This is a genomic window from Streptomyces sp. NPDC091972, assembly GCF_044756385.1.
Classification (GTDB): domain Bacteria; phylum Actinomycetota; class Actinomycetes; order Streptomycetales; family Streptomycetaceae; genus Streptomyces.
This window is the reverse complement of sequence record NZ_JBIVSV010000004.1, coordinates 316,688-331,795: the sequence shown is the minus strand read 5'-3', so window position 1 is coordinate 331,795 and position 15,108 is coordinate 316,688. Positions and strand designations below refer to the sequence as shown.

17 protein-coding genes are annotated in these 15,108 nt (G+C 72.9%); 11 read left to right on the top strand and 6 right to left on the bottom strand.

Annotation, left to right across the window (positions count from 1 at the left end; translation table 11 throughout):
* Positions 1 to 35 precede the first annotated feature (35 nt).
* The gene (locus tag ACIQJT_RS14065; RefSeq protein WP_365451428.1) at positions 36 to 671 is read right to left on the bottom strand and encodes a TIGR03085 family metal-binding protein; all 636 of its coding nucleotides are present in this window, start codon (positions 669 to 671) and stop codon (positions 36 to 38) included.
* A gap of 83 nt (positions 672 to 754) precedes the next feature.
* On the opposite strand from ACIQJT_RS14065, the gene hisI reads away from it, so the two are divergent.
* The 11 genes from hisI (at position 755) to lgt (ending at position 9,629) form a co-directional block, all read left to right on the top strand.
* Positions 755 to 1,207, top strand: coding sequence for a phosphoribosyl-AMP cyclohydrolase (gene hisI, locus ACIQJT_RS14060; protein WP_402643158.1), 453 nt, complete (start codon positions 755 to 757; stop codon positions 1,205 to 1,207).
* Positions 1,208 to 1,218: 11 nt separating this feature from the next.
* Entirely contained in the window at positions 1,219 to 2,697 is a 1,479-nt protein-coding gene (locus ACIQJT_RS14055; RefSeq protein WP_402643156.1) for an anthranilate synthase component I, read from the top strand.
* A 51-nt stretch (positions 2,698 to 2,748) separates the two neighbouring features.
* Positions 2,749 to 3,390 (top strand): TIGR02234 family membrane protein, encoded by a 642-nt coding sequence (locus tag ACIQJT_RS14050; RefSeq protein ID WP_402643154.1) that lies wholly within the window; start codon positions 2,749 to 2,751, stop codon positions 3,388 to 3,390.
* Between the two features lie 165 nt (positions 3,391 to 3,555).
* Positions 3,556 to 3,804 carry an HGxxPAAW family protein gene (locus tag ACIQJT_RS14045; RefSeq protein WP_365451436.1) on the top strand — a complete coding sequence of 83 codons (249 nt, stop codon included), beginning with the start codon at positions 3,556 to 3,558 and terminating at the stop codon, positions 3,802 to 3,804.
* A 79-nt stretch (positions 3,805 to 3,883) separates the two neighbouring features.
* Positions 3,884 to 4,324, top strand: a complete 441-nt coding sequence (locus ACIQJT_RS14040) for a DUF2752 domain-containing protein (RefSeq protein ID WP_365451438.1) — start codon at positions 3,884 to 3,886, stop codon at positions 4,322 to 4,324.
* 137 nt (positions 4,325 to 4,461) lie between these two features.
* The gene (gene trpC / locus ACIQJT_RS14035) at positions 4,462 to 5,271 is read left to right on the top strand and encodes an indole-3-glycerol phosphate synthase TrpC (protein ID WP_402643150.1); all 810 of its coding nucleotides are present in this window, start codon (positions 4,462 to 4,464) and stop codon (positions 5,269 to 5,271) included.
* Positions 5,272 to 5,292: 21 nt separating this feature from the next.
* Positions 5,293 to 5,460, top strand: coding sequence for a tryptophan biosynthesis modulator TrpM (gene trpM / locus ACIQJT_RS14030; RefSeq protein ID WP_365451440.1), 168 nt, complete (start codon positions 5,293 to 5,295; stop codon positions 5,458 to 5,460).
* 132 nt (positions 5,461 to 5,592) lie between these two features.
* The gene (gene trpB, locus ACIQJT_RS14025; protein ID WP_402643147.1) at positions 5,593 to 6,879 is read left to right on the top strand and encodes a tryptophan synthase subunit beta; all 1,287 of its coding nucleotides are present in this window, start codon (positions 5,593 to 5,595) and stop codon (positions 6,877 to 6,879) included.
* On the top strand, positions 6,876 to 7,694 hold the full coding sequence (gene trpA, locus ACIQJT_RS14020; protein WP_402643145.1) for a tryptophan synthase subunit alpha: 819 nt from the start codon (positions 6,876 to 6,878) through the stop codon (positions 7,692 to 7,694). The genes trpB and trpA overlap by 4 nt, the downstream gene beginning before the upstream one ends.
* A 104-nt stretch (positions 7,695 to 7,798) precedes the next feature.
* The gene (locus ACIQJT_RS14015; protein WP_402643142.1) at positions 7,799 to 8,572 is read left to right on the top strand and encodes a DsbA family protein; all 774 of its coding nucleotides are present in this window, start codon (positions 7,799 to 7,801) and stop codon (positions 8,570 to 8,572) included.
* 103 nt (positions 8,573 to 8,675) lie between these two features.
* Positions 8,676 to 9,629, top strand: coding sequence for a prolipoprotein diacylglyceryl transferase (lgt, locus tag ACIQJT_RS14010; RefSeq protein ID WP_402643139.1), 954 nt, complete (start codon positions 8,676 to 8,678; stop codon positions 9,627 to 9,629).
* A gap of 62 nt (positions 9,630 to 9,691) precedes the next feature.
* Here lgt and ACIQJT_RS14005 read toward each other — a convergent pair whose 3' ends face one another.
* Genes ACIQJT_RS14005 through ACIQJT_RS13985 form a run of 5 tightly spaced genes read right to left on the bottom strand, consistent with a single transcriptional unit; the run spans position 9,692 to position 15,108 of the window.
* Positions 9,692 to 10,522: an HpcH/HpaI aldolase/citrate lyase family protein gene (locus tag ACIQJT_RS14005; RefSeq protein ID WP_402643136.1), complete on the bottom strand. Its 831-nt coding sequence runs from the start codon at positions 10,520 to 10,522 to the stop codon at positions 9,692 to 9,694.
* On the bottom strand, positions 10,519 to 11,709 hold the full coding sequence (locus ACIQJT_RS14000) for a CaiB/BaiF CoA transferase family protein (protein ID WP_402643133.1): 1,191 nt from the start codon (positions 11,707 to 11,709) through the stop codon (positions 10,519 to 10,521). The genes ACIQJT_RS14005 and ACIQJT_RS14000 overlap by 4 nt, the downstream gene beginning before the upstream one ends.
* Positions 11,706 to 12,599, bottom strand: a complete 894-nt coding sequence (gene rbsK / locus ACIQJT_RS13995) for a ribokinase (RefSeq protein WP_365451454.1) — start codon at positions 12,597 to 12,599, stop codon at positions 11,706 to 11,708. Before rbsK ends, ACIQJT_RS14000 begins: the two co-directional genes overlap by 4 nt.
* Positions 12,596 to 13,954, bottom strand: a complete 1,359-nt coding sequence (locus ACIQJT_RS13990; RefSeq protein WP_402643130.1) for an ADP-ribosylglycohydrolase family protein — start codon at positions 13,952 to 13,954, stop codon at positions 12,596 to 12,598. Before ACIQJT_RS13990 ends, rbsK begins: the two co-directional genes overlap by 4 nt.
* On the bottom strand, positions 13,942 to 15,108 hold the full coding sequence (locus ACIQJT_RS13985) for an ADP-ribosylglycohydrolase family protein (protein ID WP_402643127.1): 1,167 nt from the start codon (positions 15,106 to 15,108) through the stop codon (positions 13,942 to 13,944). The genes ACIQJT_RS13990 and ACIQJT_RS13985 overlap by 13 nt, the downstream gene beginning before the upstream one ends.

Sequence of the window (15,108 nt, the reverse complement as noted above, 5' to 3'; positions counted from 1 at the left end):
GAGCCCCGGTCACCGTCACCGGTGACCGGGGCTTCTCAGATCCCGAGCTCCTTCGCCTCGTGCAGCCTGGCGATCGCCTCCTTGTCGCCGTCCAGCTCCACCTTGGCCGCGCTCTGCCGGCCGTACAGGAACAGCAGCAATTCCGACGGCTCGCCGGTCACCGTCACGACCGGAGTGCCCCGGTGCGCCACCGCCGTCTGGCCGTCCGGGCGGCGCAGCACCAGACCGGTCGGGACACCGCGGCCCATCAGCCGGGCGGTGCGCTCCAGCCGGGACCACAGGGCGTCCTGGAAGACCGGGTCCAGCTCGCGCGGCGTCCAGTCGGGGCGGGCCCGGCGGACGTCCTCCGTGTGGACGTAGAACTCCACCGTGTTCGACAGCTCCTCGACCTGCTTGAGCTGGAACGGCGAGAAACGCGGCGGGCCCGTGCGGATGAGCTGGATCAGCTCCTCGTAGGGCTTCTCGGAGAACTCGGCCATCACCCGGTCCAGGCGGGACGCGAGCTGCTTGATCAGCAGACCGCCGGCGGCGTCGGGACGCCGCTCGCGCACCACCACGTGCGCCGCGAGGTCGCGGGTGAGCCAGCCCTCGCAGAGGGTCGGGGCCTCCGGGCCCTCGGCCTCCAACAGGTCGGCGAGGAGAAGTCGTTCACGCTTGGCGAAAGTCGACATGCAGTCAGCCTACGACCGCACCCCGGGTCCGCCCAGTGGACAGCACGCCGGGCTTGTCGGTGGCGCGCGGCACAATGGCTCCCATGACCAGCACGCCCCCGCCCGCCCGCCACCCGGCCACCGCCCCTCATGGAAGCGCTTCGCGCCACAGTGCTCCTTCCAGTCGCCTCGACCCCGAGATCGCCGCACGCCTCAAGCGCAGCGCCGACGGGCTCGTCCCCGCCATCGCCCAGCAGTACGACACCGGTGAGGTGCTCATGCTCGGCTGGATGGACGACGAGGCGCTGCACCGCACGCTGACCACCGGCCGCTGCACCTACTGGTCGCGCAGCCGCCGGGAGTACTGGGTCAAGGGCGACACCTCGGGCCACTTCCAGTGGGTCAAGTCCGTCGCCCTCGACTGCGACGCCGACACCGTGCTCGTCAAGGTCGACCAGGTCGGCGCCGCCTGCCACACCGGTACGCGGACCTGCTTCGACGAGGACGTGCTCCTCAAGGACGGCGCCGGTTCCGGCACCGCCGCCCCGGGTCAGTAAGGTCAGCCGCCATGGACCTCGAGACCTTCCGCAAGCTGGCCACCGACCGCCGCGTCATCCCCGTCACGCGCAAGCTCCTGGCCGACGGCGACACCCCGGTTGCCCTCTACCGCAAGCTCGCCGCCGAGCGCCCCGGCACCTTCCTGCTGGAGTCCGCGGAGAACGGCCGCTCGTGGTCCCGGTACTCCTTCGTCGGCGTCCGCTCCGCCGCCACCCTGACGGCGCGCGGCGGCCAGGCCCACTGGCTCGGCACCCCACCGGTCGGCGTCCCCGTCGACGGCGACCCGCTGGCCGCCCTGCGCGCCACCATCGAGGCCCTGCACACCCCGCACCAGGAGGGCCTGCCGCCCTTCACCGGCGGCATGGTCGGCTACCTCGGCTACGACATCGTCCGCCGCCTGGAGAAGATCGGCCCCGGCGAGCGCGACGACCTGAAGCTGCCCGAGCTGACCATGCTCCTGACCAGCGACCTCGCCGTCATGGACCACTGGGAGGGCTCGGTCCTGCTGATCGCCAACGCGATCAACCACAACGACCTCGACACCGGCGTCGACGAGGCCCACGCGGACGCGGTGGCCCGCCTGGACGCCATGGAGGCGGACCTGTCCCGCGCGGTGGCCCAGCCCCCGGCGGTCCTGCCGCCCTCCGAACTGCCCGAGTACACCGCGCGGTGGGGCGGCCCCGACTTCCAGGCGGCCGTCGAGGACATCAAGGAGCGCATCCGGGCCGGCGAGGCCTTCCAGGTCGTCCCCTCGCAGCGCTTCGAGACGCCCTGCACGGCGAGCGCGCTGGACGTCTACCGGGTCCTCAGGGCCACCAACCCCTCCCCGTACATGTACCTGTTCCGCTTCGACGGCTTCGACGTCGTGGGCTCGTCCCCCGAGGCCCTGGTCAAGGTCGAGGACGGGCACGCCATGGTCCACCCCATCGCCGGCACCCGGTGGCGCGGGGCGACCCCGCAGGAGGACCAGGCCCTCGCCGACGAACTCCTCGCCGACCCGAAGGAGCGCGCCGAGCACCTCATGCTCGTCGACCTGGGACGCAACGACCTCGGGCGGGTCTGCGAGCCCGGCTCGGTGGAGGTCGTCGACTTCATGTCCGTCGAGCGGTACTCCCACGTGATGCACATCGTCTCGACGGTCACCGGCAAGGTCGCCCAGGGCCGTACCGCCTTCGACGTCCTGACCGCCTGCTTCCCGGCGGGCACCCTCTCCGGCGCCCCCAAGCCCCGCGCGATGCAGATCATCGACGAACTGGAGCCGTCCCGGCGCGGGTTGTACGGCGGCTGCGTCGGCTACCTCGACTTCGCGGGCGACTCCGACACCGCGATCGCCATCCGTACGGCACTGCTCAGGAACGGCACGGCGTACGTCCAGGCCGGGGCCGGAGTCGTCGCCGACTCCGACCCGGTCGCCGAGGACACCGAGTGCCGCAACAAGGCGGCGGCGGTCCTCCGGGCGGTCCACACGGCGAACCGACTGGGCGAGTAGGGCGATTCTCACGGAGCCCCGGGTGACCGTTCGCCCCCGGTTCGGGTGATAGTGGGGTACGTGACTGCCGTACCTCACCCCCGTTCAGAAGCCGCAGGACCCGCCAGGGCCGGCCGCCTCAGTCTCGCCACAGCTCTGCTGTCCGGTGCGCTCGGCGCGGCCGTGGCGTTGCTCGCGACCCGTCAGCGCTGGTCGGAGGGGACCGCGACGGTGGCCGGCGGCGCGTTCCCCCTGACCGCCAAGGGCAGCGACGTGACCGGCGTGCCGGCCGCGCTGGCCATAGTGGGCCTCGCCGCGCTCGTCGCCGTCTTCGCCGTGCGCAAGGCGGGACGGCTGCTGGTCGCCGGGGTGCTGGCCCTCTCCGGCGCGGGGATCGTGGTGGCGGCCCTGATCGGCGCGGGCGACTCGTCGGCGCTGGACGAGCAGGCCGCGAAGGCGTCCGGGGACACGTCGGCGACGGTCTCCGAGCTCTCCCACACCGCCTGGCCCTACGCGGCCGTGGCCGGGGGCGCGCTCATCCTGCTGTCCGGGCTGCTCGCTCTCCGGTACGGGCGGTTGTGGCCGGCGATGTCGGGGCGGTACGAGCGGGACGGGGCGCCGCGGGTACGGCGCAAGGCCGTCCCCGTGGACCCTGACCGGCCCGAGGACATCTGGAAGGCGCTCGACCGCGGGGAGGATCCGACCGGGGCGTGACGGTCGTCCCCGCAGCTCGGTCCGTATGCGGCCGGTCGCGCACTTCCCCGCGCCCCTGACGGGGCGCGTCAGGTGACCCCCGGACACATCGCGGCCTCGCGTACGGAAGAATGGGCCCCGAGCGTCCGGCTCAGTCATCACGTACTTAGCACCTAGGAGCAAGCAATGGCGGGCAGCAGCCACGGTCACACCCCGGCCGCCTGGACCGGTGTCACTATCGCCTTCATCGGTTTCTGCGTCGCGGGCGCCTTCATGGTGATGGCCCAGCCGGCGGGCTTCTGGGCCGGTATGGCGATCGTGGTCGTCGGCGGAATCGTCGGCTGGATCATGAGCGCGATGGGGATGGGCATGCCGAAGGACCGCCACAAGCCGCTCGCCACCGCACAGCCCGAGTCGGCGGACGCCAAGAGCTGACCCGCGCACCGCGTGAAGGGGCGGCCCGGCGAAAGTGCCGGGGCCGCCCCTCACGCGTTCGACGGCAGGACGGGGGAGAATGCCGGACGTGAACGCCGACACCGAGCGCCTGCCGTCCCGGACCGGCCTGCCCGGACGCCTGGCCGTCCCGGGCGGGATCCTCGCAGCCGTCGCCGGGGCCTTCGCCTACGTGGGGACCGTGGACCCCAACCAGCCCGGCCACTACCCCGTCTGCCCGCTCTACCGCATCACCGGCCTGTACTGCCCCGGCTGCGGCGGCCTGCGCAGCGCGCACGCCTTCGTCCACGGCGACTTCCCGGCCGCCCTCCAGGACAACGCGCTCGCCGTCGTGGGCTATCTGGGCTTCGCCGTGCTGTGGACCGTCTGGGTGGTCCGGGCGGCGCGCGGGCGGCCGCTGAGCCTCCGTCTCGGTCCGGTGCACCTCTGGGCGGCGGGGGCGTTGCTGCTGGTCTTCACGGTTGTCCGGAACCTGCCCTTCGGTGGCTGGCTACATCCTTGATCACTGGTGAACGTCCAGGTACTGGGACCGGCGTCAACCGGATGCGAGGGCTACGCCCTCCTGCGGATACCATCGCAGTGACCACCTGTTTTCACCGGTCGCTGGAACTGTCAACCGTCTGGAAGGGGGCCGCTCGCGTGAGTGTGCTCGACGAGATCATCGACGGAGTCCGTGCCGACCTCGCGGAACGGCAGGCGCGCGTCAGCCTCGACGAGCTCAAGGAGCGCGCGGCGAAGGCTCCCGCGGCCAAGGACGGCGTGGCCGCACTGCGCGGCGACGGCGTCAAGGTCATCTGCGAGGTCAAGCGCTCCAGCCCCTCCAAGGGCGCGCTGGCCGCGATCGCCGACCCGGCGGGCCTCGCCGCCGACTACGAGGCGGGCGGCGCGGCCGTCATCTCCGTCCTCACCGAACAGCGCCGCTTCGGCGGCTCGCTCGCCGACCTGGAGGCCGTCCGCGCGCGCGTGGACATCCCGGTCCTGCGCAAGGACTTCATCGTCACGTCGTACCAGCTCTGGGAGGCCCGGGCCTACGGCGCCGACCTCGCGCTGCTCATCGTGGCGGCCCTGGAGCAGCCCGCCCTGGAGTCCCTGATCGAGCGCGCCGAGTCCATCGGGCTCACCCCGCTCGTCGAGGTCCACGACGAGGACGAGATCGAGCGCGCGGTGGACGCCAGCGCGAAGATCATCGGAGTCAACGCGCGCAACCTCAAGACCCTCGAGGTCGACCGCGGCACCTTCGAGCGCATCGCCCCGGAGATCCCCGCCCACCTGGTCAAGGTCGCCGAGTCCGGCGTCCGCGGGCCGCACGACCTGATCGCCTACGCCAACGCCGGCGCCGACGCGGTCCTGGTGGGCGAGTCCCTGGTCACCGGCAAGGACCCGAAGACGGCGGTCGCGGACCTGGTCGCGGCGGGCGAGCACCCGGCTCTGCGCCACGGGCGCGGCTGATCACCGGTTAGAGTTGGCCCGATGACTGTCACCATGACCACCGCGGACCGGCACGCGCGCCTCGCGCGCGGCTGCCGTCCGCGCGGCTGCCGCGCGCCCGCCCGCAGGGTGCACGGGCGCAGGGTCAGGTACGTCATCGGCGACGAACCCGGGCAGGTGAACGGCCGTCGATGGCAGCGCCCCCTCTAGGGGCGCGGGACAGTGCCTGATATGCGGCTCCGCCGCGCGGGCGCGACAAGCCACGGACGGCCCGCAGCCGTCGGACCGAACCCCGCCCCCACGGCGATCAGGTAGTTCCCAAACTCACCGTGAGGTTCAGCCATGCCCAGCGAGTTCTTCATCCCTGACCCGGAGGGTCAGGTCCCGAGCCCCGAAGGCTACTTCGGCAGCTTCGGCGGCAAGTTCATCCCGGAGGCCCTCGTCGCCGCCGTGGACGAGGTCGCCGTCGAGTACGACAAGGCCAAGCACGACCCCGAGTTCGCCCGCGAGCTCGACGACCTGCTCGTGAACTACACCGGCCGCCCCTCGGCGCTCACCGAGGTGCCGAGGTTCGCCGAGCACGCCGGCGGGGCCACGGTCTTCCTGAAGCGGGAGGACCTCAACCACACCGGCTCCCACAAGATCAACAACGTGCTCGGGCAGGCCCTGCTCACCAAACGCATGGGCAAGACCCGGGTGATCGCGGAGACCGGCGCCGGCCAGCACGGCGTCGCCACCGCCACCGCCTGCGCGCTGTTCGGCCTCGAGTGCACGATCTACATGGGCGAGATCGACACCCGGCGCCAGGCCCTCAACGTGGCCCGGATGCGCATGCTCGGCGCCGAGGTCATCGCCGTGAAGTCCGGCAGCCGCACCCTGAAGGACGCCATCAACGAGGCGTTCCGCGACTGGGTCGCCAACGTCGACCGCACGCACTACCTGTTCGGCACGGTCGCCGGACCGCACCCCTTCCCGGCCATGGTCCGCGACTTCCACCGGGTCATCGGCGTCGAGGCCCGCCGCCAGCTCCTGGAGCGGACCGGCCGGCTGCCCGACGCGGCCATCGCCTGCGTGGGCGGCGGCTCCAACGCCATCGGCCTCTTCCACGCCTTCATCCCCGACACCGGCGTACGCCTCATCGGCTGCGAGCCCGCCGGGCACGGTGTGGAGACCGGCGAGCACGCGGCGACCCTCACCGCGGGCGAGCCCGGCATCCTGCACGGCTCCCGCTCCTACGTCCTCCAGGACGAGGAGGGCCAGATCACCGAGCCGTACTCCATCTCGGCCGGCCTGGACTACCCGGGCATCGGCCCCGAGCACTCCTACCTCAAGGACTCCGGCCGCGGCGAGTACCGCGCGGTCACCGACGACGCGGCCATGCAGGCGTTGCGCCTGCTCTCGCGCACCGAGGGCATCATCCCGGCCATCGAGAGCGCCCACGCGCTGGCCGGTGCCCTGGAGGTCGGCAGGGAGCTCGGCAAGGACGGGCTGATCGTCGTCAACCTGTCCGGCCGCGGCGACAAGGACATGGACACGGCCGCGCGCTACTTCGGCCTGTACGACACCGACGCCGCCGTCGCGGCGGACGAGGCCGGCACCGGCGCGGAGATCGAGGGGGACGCCAAGTGAGCGGGAACATCCAGCTGTTGACCGACACCCTCGCCGCCGCCAGGGCCGAGGGCCGGTCCGCCCTGATCGCCTACCTCCCCGCCGGGTTCCCGACCGTGGACGGCGGCATCGAGGCGATCAAGGCCGCCTTCGACGGCGGCGCGGACGTCGTCGAGGTCGGTCTGCCGCACAGCGACCCCGTCCTCGACGGCCCCGTCATCCAGACCGCCGACGACATCGCCCTGCGCGGCGGCGTCAAGATCGCCGACGTGATGCGGACGGTCAAGGAGACCTACGAGGCCACCGGCAAGCCCGTGCTCGTCATGACGTACTGGAACCCCATCGACCGCTACGGCGTCGAGCGCTTCACCGCCGAGCTCGCCGAGGCGGGTGGCGCGGGCTGCATCCTGCCCGACCTGCCCGTGCAGGAGTCGGCGCTGTGGCGGGAGCACGCCCGGAAGCACGGGCTCGCCACGGTCTTCGTGGTCGCGCCCAGCAGCAAGGACGCACGGCTCGCCGAGATCACCGCGGCCGGCAGCGGATTCGTGTACGCCGCCTCCCTGATGGGCGTCACGGGCACCCGGGAGTCGGTCGGGGCACAGGCCCAGGACCTGGTCGAGCGCACCCGGGCCGCCCGTGCCGGGCTGCCCGTCTGCGTCGGGCTCGGTGTCTCCAACGCCGAGCAGGCCGCGGAGGTGGCAGGCTTCGCCGACGGCGTGATCGTCGGCTCGGCCTTCGTGAAGCGGATGCTGGACGCGCCGGACGACAAGGCCGGCGTCGAGGGCGTCCGCGCCCTCGCGGGCGAGCTGGCGAAGGGCGTGCGCCGACAGGCGTAGGCCGACCGCACGCCTGTCAGGGCAGAACGGAAAATTCGGTCACTCGAACGGGTGGACCTGGGGCCGGGGAGGCGCGGTGCGCCTCCCCGGTTCGTTCTGCGGGTGTGAGCGAGAAGAACCGTGAGGGAAAGCGCACCGCCCGCGAGCGGCTGGCGGAGGAGCGCGCGAAGCAGAAGACCGCGGAGAAGCGGCGCCGGGTGCTGATCGTGGCCGCGAGTGTCGTGTGCGTCCTCGGCCTCGCCGCGGTGGTCGGCGTCGTCGCGGCCAACTCCGGCAAGGACAAGGACAGCTCCTCGGGACCGGTCGTGGTGCCGTCGGGAGCCGAGGGCCAGGACAGTCTCGCCATCCCGGTCGGCAAGGAGGGGGCCCGGTCGACGCTCGTCGTCTGGGAGGACTTCCGCTGCCCGGCCTGCAAGGCGTTCGAGACGGCGTACCGGCCGACGATCCACGAGCTCACCGGCTCCGGGAAGCTCAAGGTCGAGTACCACCTGGCCACCATCATCGACGGCAACATGGGCGGCACCGGCTCCCGCAACGCGGCCAACGCCGCGGCCTGCGCCCAGGACGCCGGGAAGTTCCCGGGGTACCACGACGTGCTGTTCGAGAACCAGCCCGCGGAGACCAGCGACGACTACGCCGAGACCGGGAAGCTGCTCGAACTGGCGAAGAAGGTCGACGGCCTCGACACGCCCGCGTTCCGCACCTGTGTCGAGAAGGGCACCCACAACGGCTGGGTGGAGAAGTCCGCGGCCGCCTTCCGCAACGGCGGCTTCTCCGGCACCCCGACCGTGCTGCTCGACGGCAAGAACATCTACCAGGACCAGTCCATGACTCCGGCGAAGCTGAAGCAGCAGGTGGAGGCCGCCAACAAGGGCTGACGGCCGGTAAGCCGGCGGCCGGTGCCTCTCACCCGCCTGTTATGGACCCGTTGCCGGGCCGCCTGCCGTGGGCCCGGCCCGGCAGGGTAGCGTCGACCCTGCCATGGAACTTGCCTACATTCCCAGCCCGTCGCGCGGGGTGATCCACCTCGGTCCCATCCCGCTGCGTGGCTATGCGTTCTGCATCATCATCGGCGTCTTCGTTGCCGTCTGGCTCGGCAACAAGCGCTGGATCGCCCGTGGCGGGCGGGCCGGCACGGTGGCCGACATCGCGGTCTGGGCCGTGCCGTTCGGACTGCTCGGCGGCCGCCTCTACCACGTGATCACGGACTACGAGCTGTACTTCAGCGAGGGCCGTGACTGGGTGGACGCCTTCAAGGTCTGGGAGGGCGGCCTCGGTATCTGGGGCGCGATCGCGCTCGGCGCGGTGGGCGCGTGGATCGGCTGCCGCCGCCGGGGCATCCCGCTGCCGGCCTACGCCGACGCCATCGCCCCCGGCATCGCCCTCGCGCAGGCCGTCGGCCGCTGGGGCAACTGGTTCAACCAGGAGCTGTACGGCAAGCCGACCGACCTGCCGTGGGCCCTGCACATCACGTCCTCCACGGACGGGCGGGTGCCGGGCTACTACCACCCGACGTTCCTGTACGAGTCGCTGTGGTGCATCGGGGTCGCGCTCCTCGTCATCTGGGCCGACCGCCGCTTCAAGCTGGGTCACGGACGCGCGTTCGCGCTGTACGTCGCCGCGTACTGCACGGGCCGCGGCTGGATCGAGTACATGCGCATCGACGACGCCCACCACATCCTCGGGCTCCGGCTCAACGTCTGGACCGCGATCGTCGTGTTCCTGCTCGCCGTCACGTACATCGTGGTGTCGGCGAAGAAGCGGCCCGGCCGCGAGGAGGTCGTCGAGCCCGGCGCGGACACCGTCGACGGTGAGCCCGAAGAGGGCGGGAAGGCCGACACCGACGAGCACGCCGAGGCCGGTGAGAAGGCCGACGACGGTGAGAAGGCCGAGGCCGACATCGCCGGCGAGGCCGAGTCGGCCAAGAAGAGCTGACGGCCGGTCGTACGTACGTCGACGAGGGTGCCCCGAGTTCGTCGGGGCGCCCTCGTCGTGTGTCAGCCGCGGCGGGCCAGGGAGAGGGTGCGGTGGGCCTGGGCCACCACCGCCGCGTCGACGAAGGTGCCGTCCGGGAGGGCCTGGGCCCCCTGGTCGGCCTCGGCCGCCTTCAGGACCGTCTCCGCCTGCTCGATCTCCTCCTCCGTGGGGAGGTAGGCGCGCTCGATCACCGGGAGCTGGCGGGGGTGGATGGCCGCCCGGCCCAGGAAGCCCAGGGCGCGGCCGTGGGCGCAGGAGGCCCGCAGGCCCTCCAGGTCCCGGATGTCCGGGTGGACCGACTGAGGTGGCGGAGGAAGGGCCGCCGCGCGTGCCGCCACGACCACCCGGGAGCGGCACCAGTCCAGACCCCCATCGTGCCGTACGCCCAGGTCGGCACGTAGGTCCGCCTCGCCGAGGGCGATGCCGCGCAGGCTGGGGTGGGCGGTGGCGATGGCGTGCGCGTGCTCGATGCCCAGGGCCGATTCGAGGAGGGCGCACAGGGGTGGGACGCCTCCGTCGGGCCGGGCCGCCGTCCCCGCGACGCGGGTGATCTGGGCCGGGGTGGTGACCTTGGGCAGGCGCAGGCCGGCGAGGCCGGGGAGGGCGGCGACGGCCGCCAGGTCCGCGGCCGCCAGAGGGCCGGCCAGGGAGTTCACCCGGACGTGGACCGGGATCGGCTGGGGGTCGCCGAGGCGTTCGGCGGTGGCCTCGCGGGCGTAGCGCTTGCGCTCGGGAGCGACCGCGTCCTCCAGGTCGACGATCACGACGTCGGCGCCGGCGACGAGGGCCTTGGTGACGGTGTCCGGACGGTCGCCTGGCACGTAGAGCCAGGTCAGGGGGTACGGCCTCACAGGGCGCCCTCCGCGCGCAGTGCTGCCAACTCGGCTGGGGTCAGGCCCAGTTCGGTGAGGATCTCGTCCGTGTCCGCGCCGTGCGGGCGGCCCGCCCAGCGGATCGCGCCGGGCGTCGAGGAGAGCCGGAACAGGACGTTCTGCATGCGCAGGGGGCCGAGCTCGGGGTCGTCGACCGTGGTGACGGTGTCGAGCGCCTGGTACTGCGGGTCGGCCATGACGTCCCGCACGTCCTGGATCGGGGCGATCGCGGCCTCCGCCTTCTCGAAGGCCGCGAGCACGTCGGTGCGGGTGCGGGCGGCGATCCACGAGCCGACCGCCGCGTCCAGGACGTCGGAGTGCGCGGCCCGCTGGGCGCCGGTCGCGAACCACGGCTCGTCGATCAGCTCCGGACGGCCCACCAGGTGCATCACGCGCTCCGCGACGGACTGCGCCGACGTGGAGACGGCGACCCAGGTGCCGTCGGCCGTGCGGTAGGTGTTGCGGGGGGCGTTGTTCGCGGAGCGGTTGCCGGTGCGCTCCTGGACGTGGCCGAGCTGGTCGTACCAGGTCGGCTGGGGGCCCAGGACCGTCAGGATCGGCTCGATGAGGGCCATGTCGACGACCTGGCCCTCGCCGGTGCGCTCCCGGGCCGCGAGCGCCGTCATCACCGCGTACGCCGTGGCCAGGCCCGCGATGGAGTCGGCCAGGCCGAAGGGCGGCAGGACCGGGGGCGCGTCCGGTTCGCCGGTGATCGCCGCGAAGCCGCTCATCGCCTCGGCGAGGGTGCCGAAGCCGGGGCGGTGGGCGTAGGGGCCGAACTGTCCGAAGCCGGTGACGCGGGTGAGGACCAGGCGGGGGTTGACGGCGGACAGCTCGGGCCAGCCGAGATCCCACTTCTCCAGGGTGCCGGGGCGGAAGTTCTCGATGACCACGTCCGCGGTGGCGGCCAGCCGGAGGAAGGTGGCCCGGCCGCCCGCCCTGGACAGGTCCAGCGTGAGGGTGCGCTTGTTGCGGCCCAGGACCTTCCACCACAGGCCGATGCCGTCCTTCGAGGGGCCGTGGCCGCGGGAGGGGTCCGGCTTGGCGGGGTGCTCGATCTTGAGGACCTCGGCGCCGAAGTCGCCGAGCAGGGTGGCGGCGAGGGGGCCGGCGAAGAGGGTGGCCGTGTCGAGCACGCGCAGGCCGTGCAGGGGGGTCTGGTTCATGACGTGTACCGGGCCTCGATCTCGGAGCGGTAGGGCATCGACGCCGAGGCGCCTTCCCGCTGGACGGACAGCGCGGCGGCCGCGGCGGCCCAGGCCATCGCCTCCCGGATCGGCCGCTCCTCGCCGAGGGCGACGGCGAGGGTGCCCACGTACGTGTCGCCGGCACCGGTGGAGTCCACCGCGGTGACCCGCGGGGCGGGGACGACGAGGGGTTCGGCGTCCCGGGTCAGGTACAGGCTGCCCGCCTCGCCCAGGGTGATCACCACGCGGGGGACCCGGTCGAGGAGGGCGGCGCCCGCGGCGAACGGGTCGGCGTGGCCGGTGAGGGTGGCCGCCTCGTGCTCGTTGGGCACCAACAGGTCGGTGCAGGCGAGGAGTTCGGGAGGCAGAGGCTGGACCGGGGCGGGGGTGAGGATCGTCCGGACGCCGTGGGCGCGGGCCGTCCGCGCGCCCGCGAGGACGGCTGCCAGGGGGATCTCCAGTTGGAGGAGGAGGGCGTCGGCCGAGGCGATCAGGCCCTCGTCGCCGGGGGCGAGGTGGTCCACGGTGCCGTTCGCGCCCGGGATGACGACGATCGCGTTGCCGCCCTCGTCGTCCACGACGATGTGCGCGGTGCCGGAGGGGCCGTCGATCGTGCGCAGGTGGTCGGTGGTGACGCCGGAGTGTTCGAGGGTGGAGCGCAGCCGGGCGCCGAAACCGTCGTTGCCGACCGCGCCGATCATCGAGACGGTGGCGCCGGCGCGGGCCGCGGCGATCGCCTGGTTGGCGCCCTTGCCGCCGGGGATCGTACGGAACTCCCTGCCGGTGACGGTCTCCCCGCGCCGGGGTGCCTTCTCGACGTAGGCGACCAGGTCCATGTTCGTGCTGCCGAGCACGGCGATGTGGGTCATGGGCGAGCAGCCTCCCGGTGGGTGAGACGGGCCAGGGTGTCGAAGCCGGTGCCGTCGAAGTCGGCCACGGAGGTGGCCAGACGGTTCTTCAACGGGGCGGTCCAGTGGTCGGGGAGGCGGTCCGGGGCGCCGGCCAGGAGGGCGGCGACGCTGCCGGCCGTGGCGCCGTTGGAGTCGGTGTCCCAGCCGCCTCCGACGGCCCGGCGGACGGAGCCGGTGAAGTCGCCGTCCGCGTGGGTGAGGGCGGCGGCGATCAGCGCGGTGTTCGGGATCGCGTGGACCCAGTGGTGGGTCGCCGCGTACGTGGCGTGGAGTTCGTCCACGACCGTGTCGAAGTCCTCGTGCCGCTCGGCCAGTCGGACGGCGTGGCTGATCGCCCTCGCCAGCCGGGAATTCGGGGGGACCACGCCGAGGCCGGTGCGCAGGCAGGTGCGGATGTCGGGGGTCGCCGCCGCCTGGGCGATCACGGCGGCCGTGAACATCGCCGCGTAGACGCCGTTCGCCGTGTGGGTGAGGGTGGCGTCCCGGTGGGCCTGTTCGGCCGCGGCGGCCGGGTCGCCGGGGTTGGTCCAGCCGTGCACGTCCGCGCGGATCAGGGCGCCGATCCATTCGCGGAAGGGGTTGCGCCGGCGGGCCGTTCCGGGGGGTTCCACGCCCTGGAGGAGGTTGCGGTAGGCGATCCGTTCGGCGGTGAAGGTGCGGCCGGCGGGGAGCTCGTCGAGCCAGAGCCGCGCCACGTCCGAGGTGGTGAAGTCCTTGCCGTGGCGTTGCAGCAACAGCAGGTTCAGCAGCGGGTAGTTGAGGTCGTCGTCCTCGGGCATGCCGTCGATGTTCTCGGCGAGGGAGGTGGCGGCGGAGCGGCGGTTCCAGGGGTGGGCGGCGAGGAGTTCGGCGGGGACGCCCTTCGCCGTGAAGTAGGTGCGCAGGGGCCAGTTGCCGGTGGCGCGGGCGAGTTGGCGGATGGCTTCGAGGGGGAGCTTCTCCACGGGTTTGCCCAGGAGGCAGCCCACCGCCCGGCCCAGCCAGGCCGCTTCCAGGGCGCCCTGGGTGACGGTGGCCGGGGAGGCGTCGGCCGGCCACGTCCGGCAGCTTGCCTTGATTCGCGCGAGGTCGGTGGGCTCGTCGTCCGCCAACGTGCTCGGCAGGTCCGCCAGTTCGTCCAGCAGGTCCTTCGCGAGCTGCCGCAGATACCTGGACGCGGGCTCCGCCGAGGCGCCCGCCCGGGCAGGTGCCTGGCCGCCGCCGGCCGCTCGCCACCGCGCCGCGATCGCCGACGGCTCCCTGCCGTCCTGGGCCGCCTGGCGGAGCTCGTGGCCGATGAGGTCCTCCGGCTGGACCCAGGTCAGTCGGAGCATCTCGGGCCTCCGAGCTCCGCGAAGGCCGCCTCGTGCGTCCTGCGCCTGGCCAGGTCCCGCTCGAAGACCTCCCGGGTGACCGCCGTCAGGGTCGCCGCCGGTTCCCACAGGTCCAGCCGGCTCGCCTCCGAGACCGTCTTCGACCAGTCGTCCGGGACCGGGGAGCCCAGCGCGCCCGCCATCGCACCGGCCATCGTGGCGATCGAGTCGCAGTCCCTGCCGTAGTTCACCGCGCCGAGCACGGCGTGCCGGTAGTCGCCGGCTGCCACCAGCAACATCCCGAGCGCGACGGGCAGTTCCTCGATCGTGTGCAGGCGGGAGGGGCGGCGGGCGCCGAGGGAGGGGGCGCGGTAGTCGGGGCCGACCGTGTCGTAGGGAGCCACCGCGTCCCGCAGGGGCCGCAGGGCCGATTCGAAGTCCGTGTGGGGGGCGGCCGCTTCGCAGACCTTCTCGATCGCCGTCCGTGTGCCGTCCTTCGCCAGCCGCAGACAGGCCGTCACGACCGAGTCCGGGCTCGCGCCCGGTGCGCACGCCGCCGCCACCGCCGCCGCGAAGACCGCCGCCGCCTCGCGGCCGTACGACGACTGGTGGGCGCCCGCGACGTCCAGGGCCTCGGTGTAGGCGGCCCGCGGGTTCGCCGCGTTGACCAGGCCGACCGGGGCCATGTACATCGCCGCACCGCAGTTGACGATGTTGCCGACGCCCGCCTCCCGCGGGTCGGCGTGACCGTAGTGGAGGCGGGCGACCAGCCACTTCTCCGCGAGGAAGATCCGGTGCAGGGGGAGGGCCTCCGTCTCCAGCTCCGGGATCCAGCGCGGGTTCGTCATCAGGTCGGGGACCAGGTGGTCGGCGATCGCGTAGGCGTCGAGGTGGTCCCTGACCCGGTCGTAGACGCGGATCAGCGCGTGGGTCATCAAGGTGTCGTCGGTGACGTGGCCGTCCCCCTTGTGGTACGGGGCGATGGGGCGGGCGGTGCGCCAGGCGTCGCCGTTCCAGGGGCCGACGATGCCGTGGACGCGGCCGGCGTGCCGTTCGAGGATCTGGTCGGGGGAGTAGCCCTCGACCGGGCCGCCGAGGGCGTCGCCCACCGCCGCGCCCACGAGGGCTCCGGTGATCCGGTCCTCAAGGCTGTTGTCTGAGCTTTTGGGCGTCAT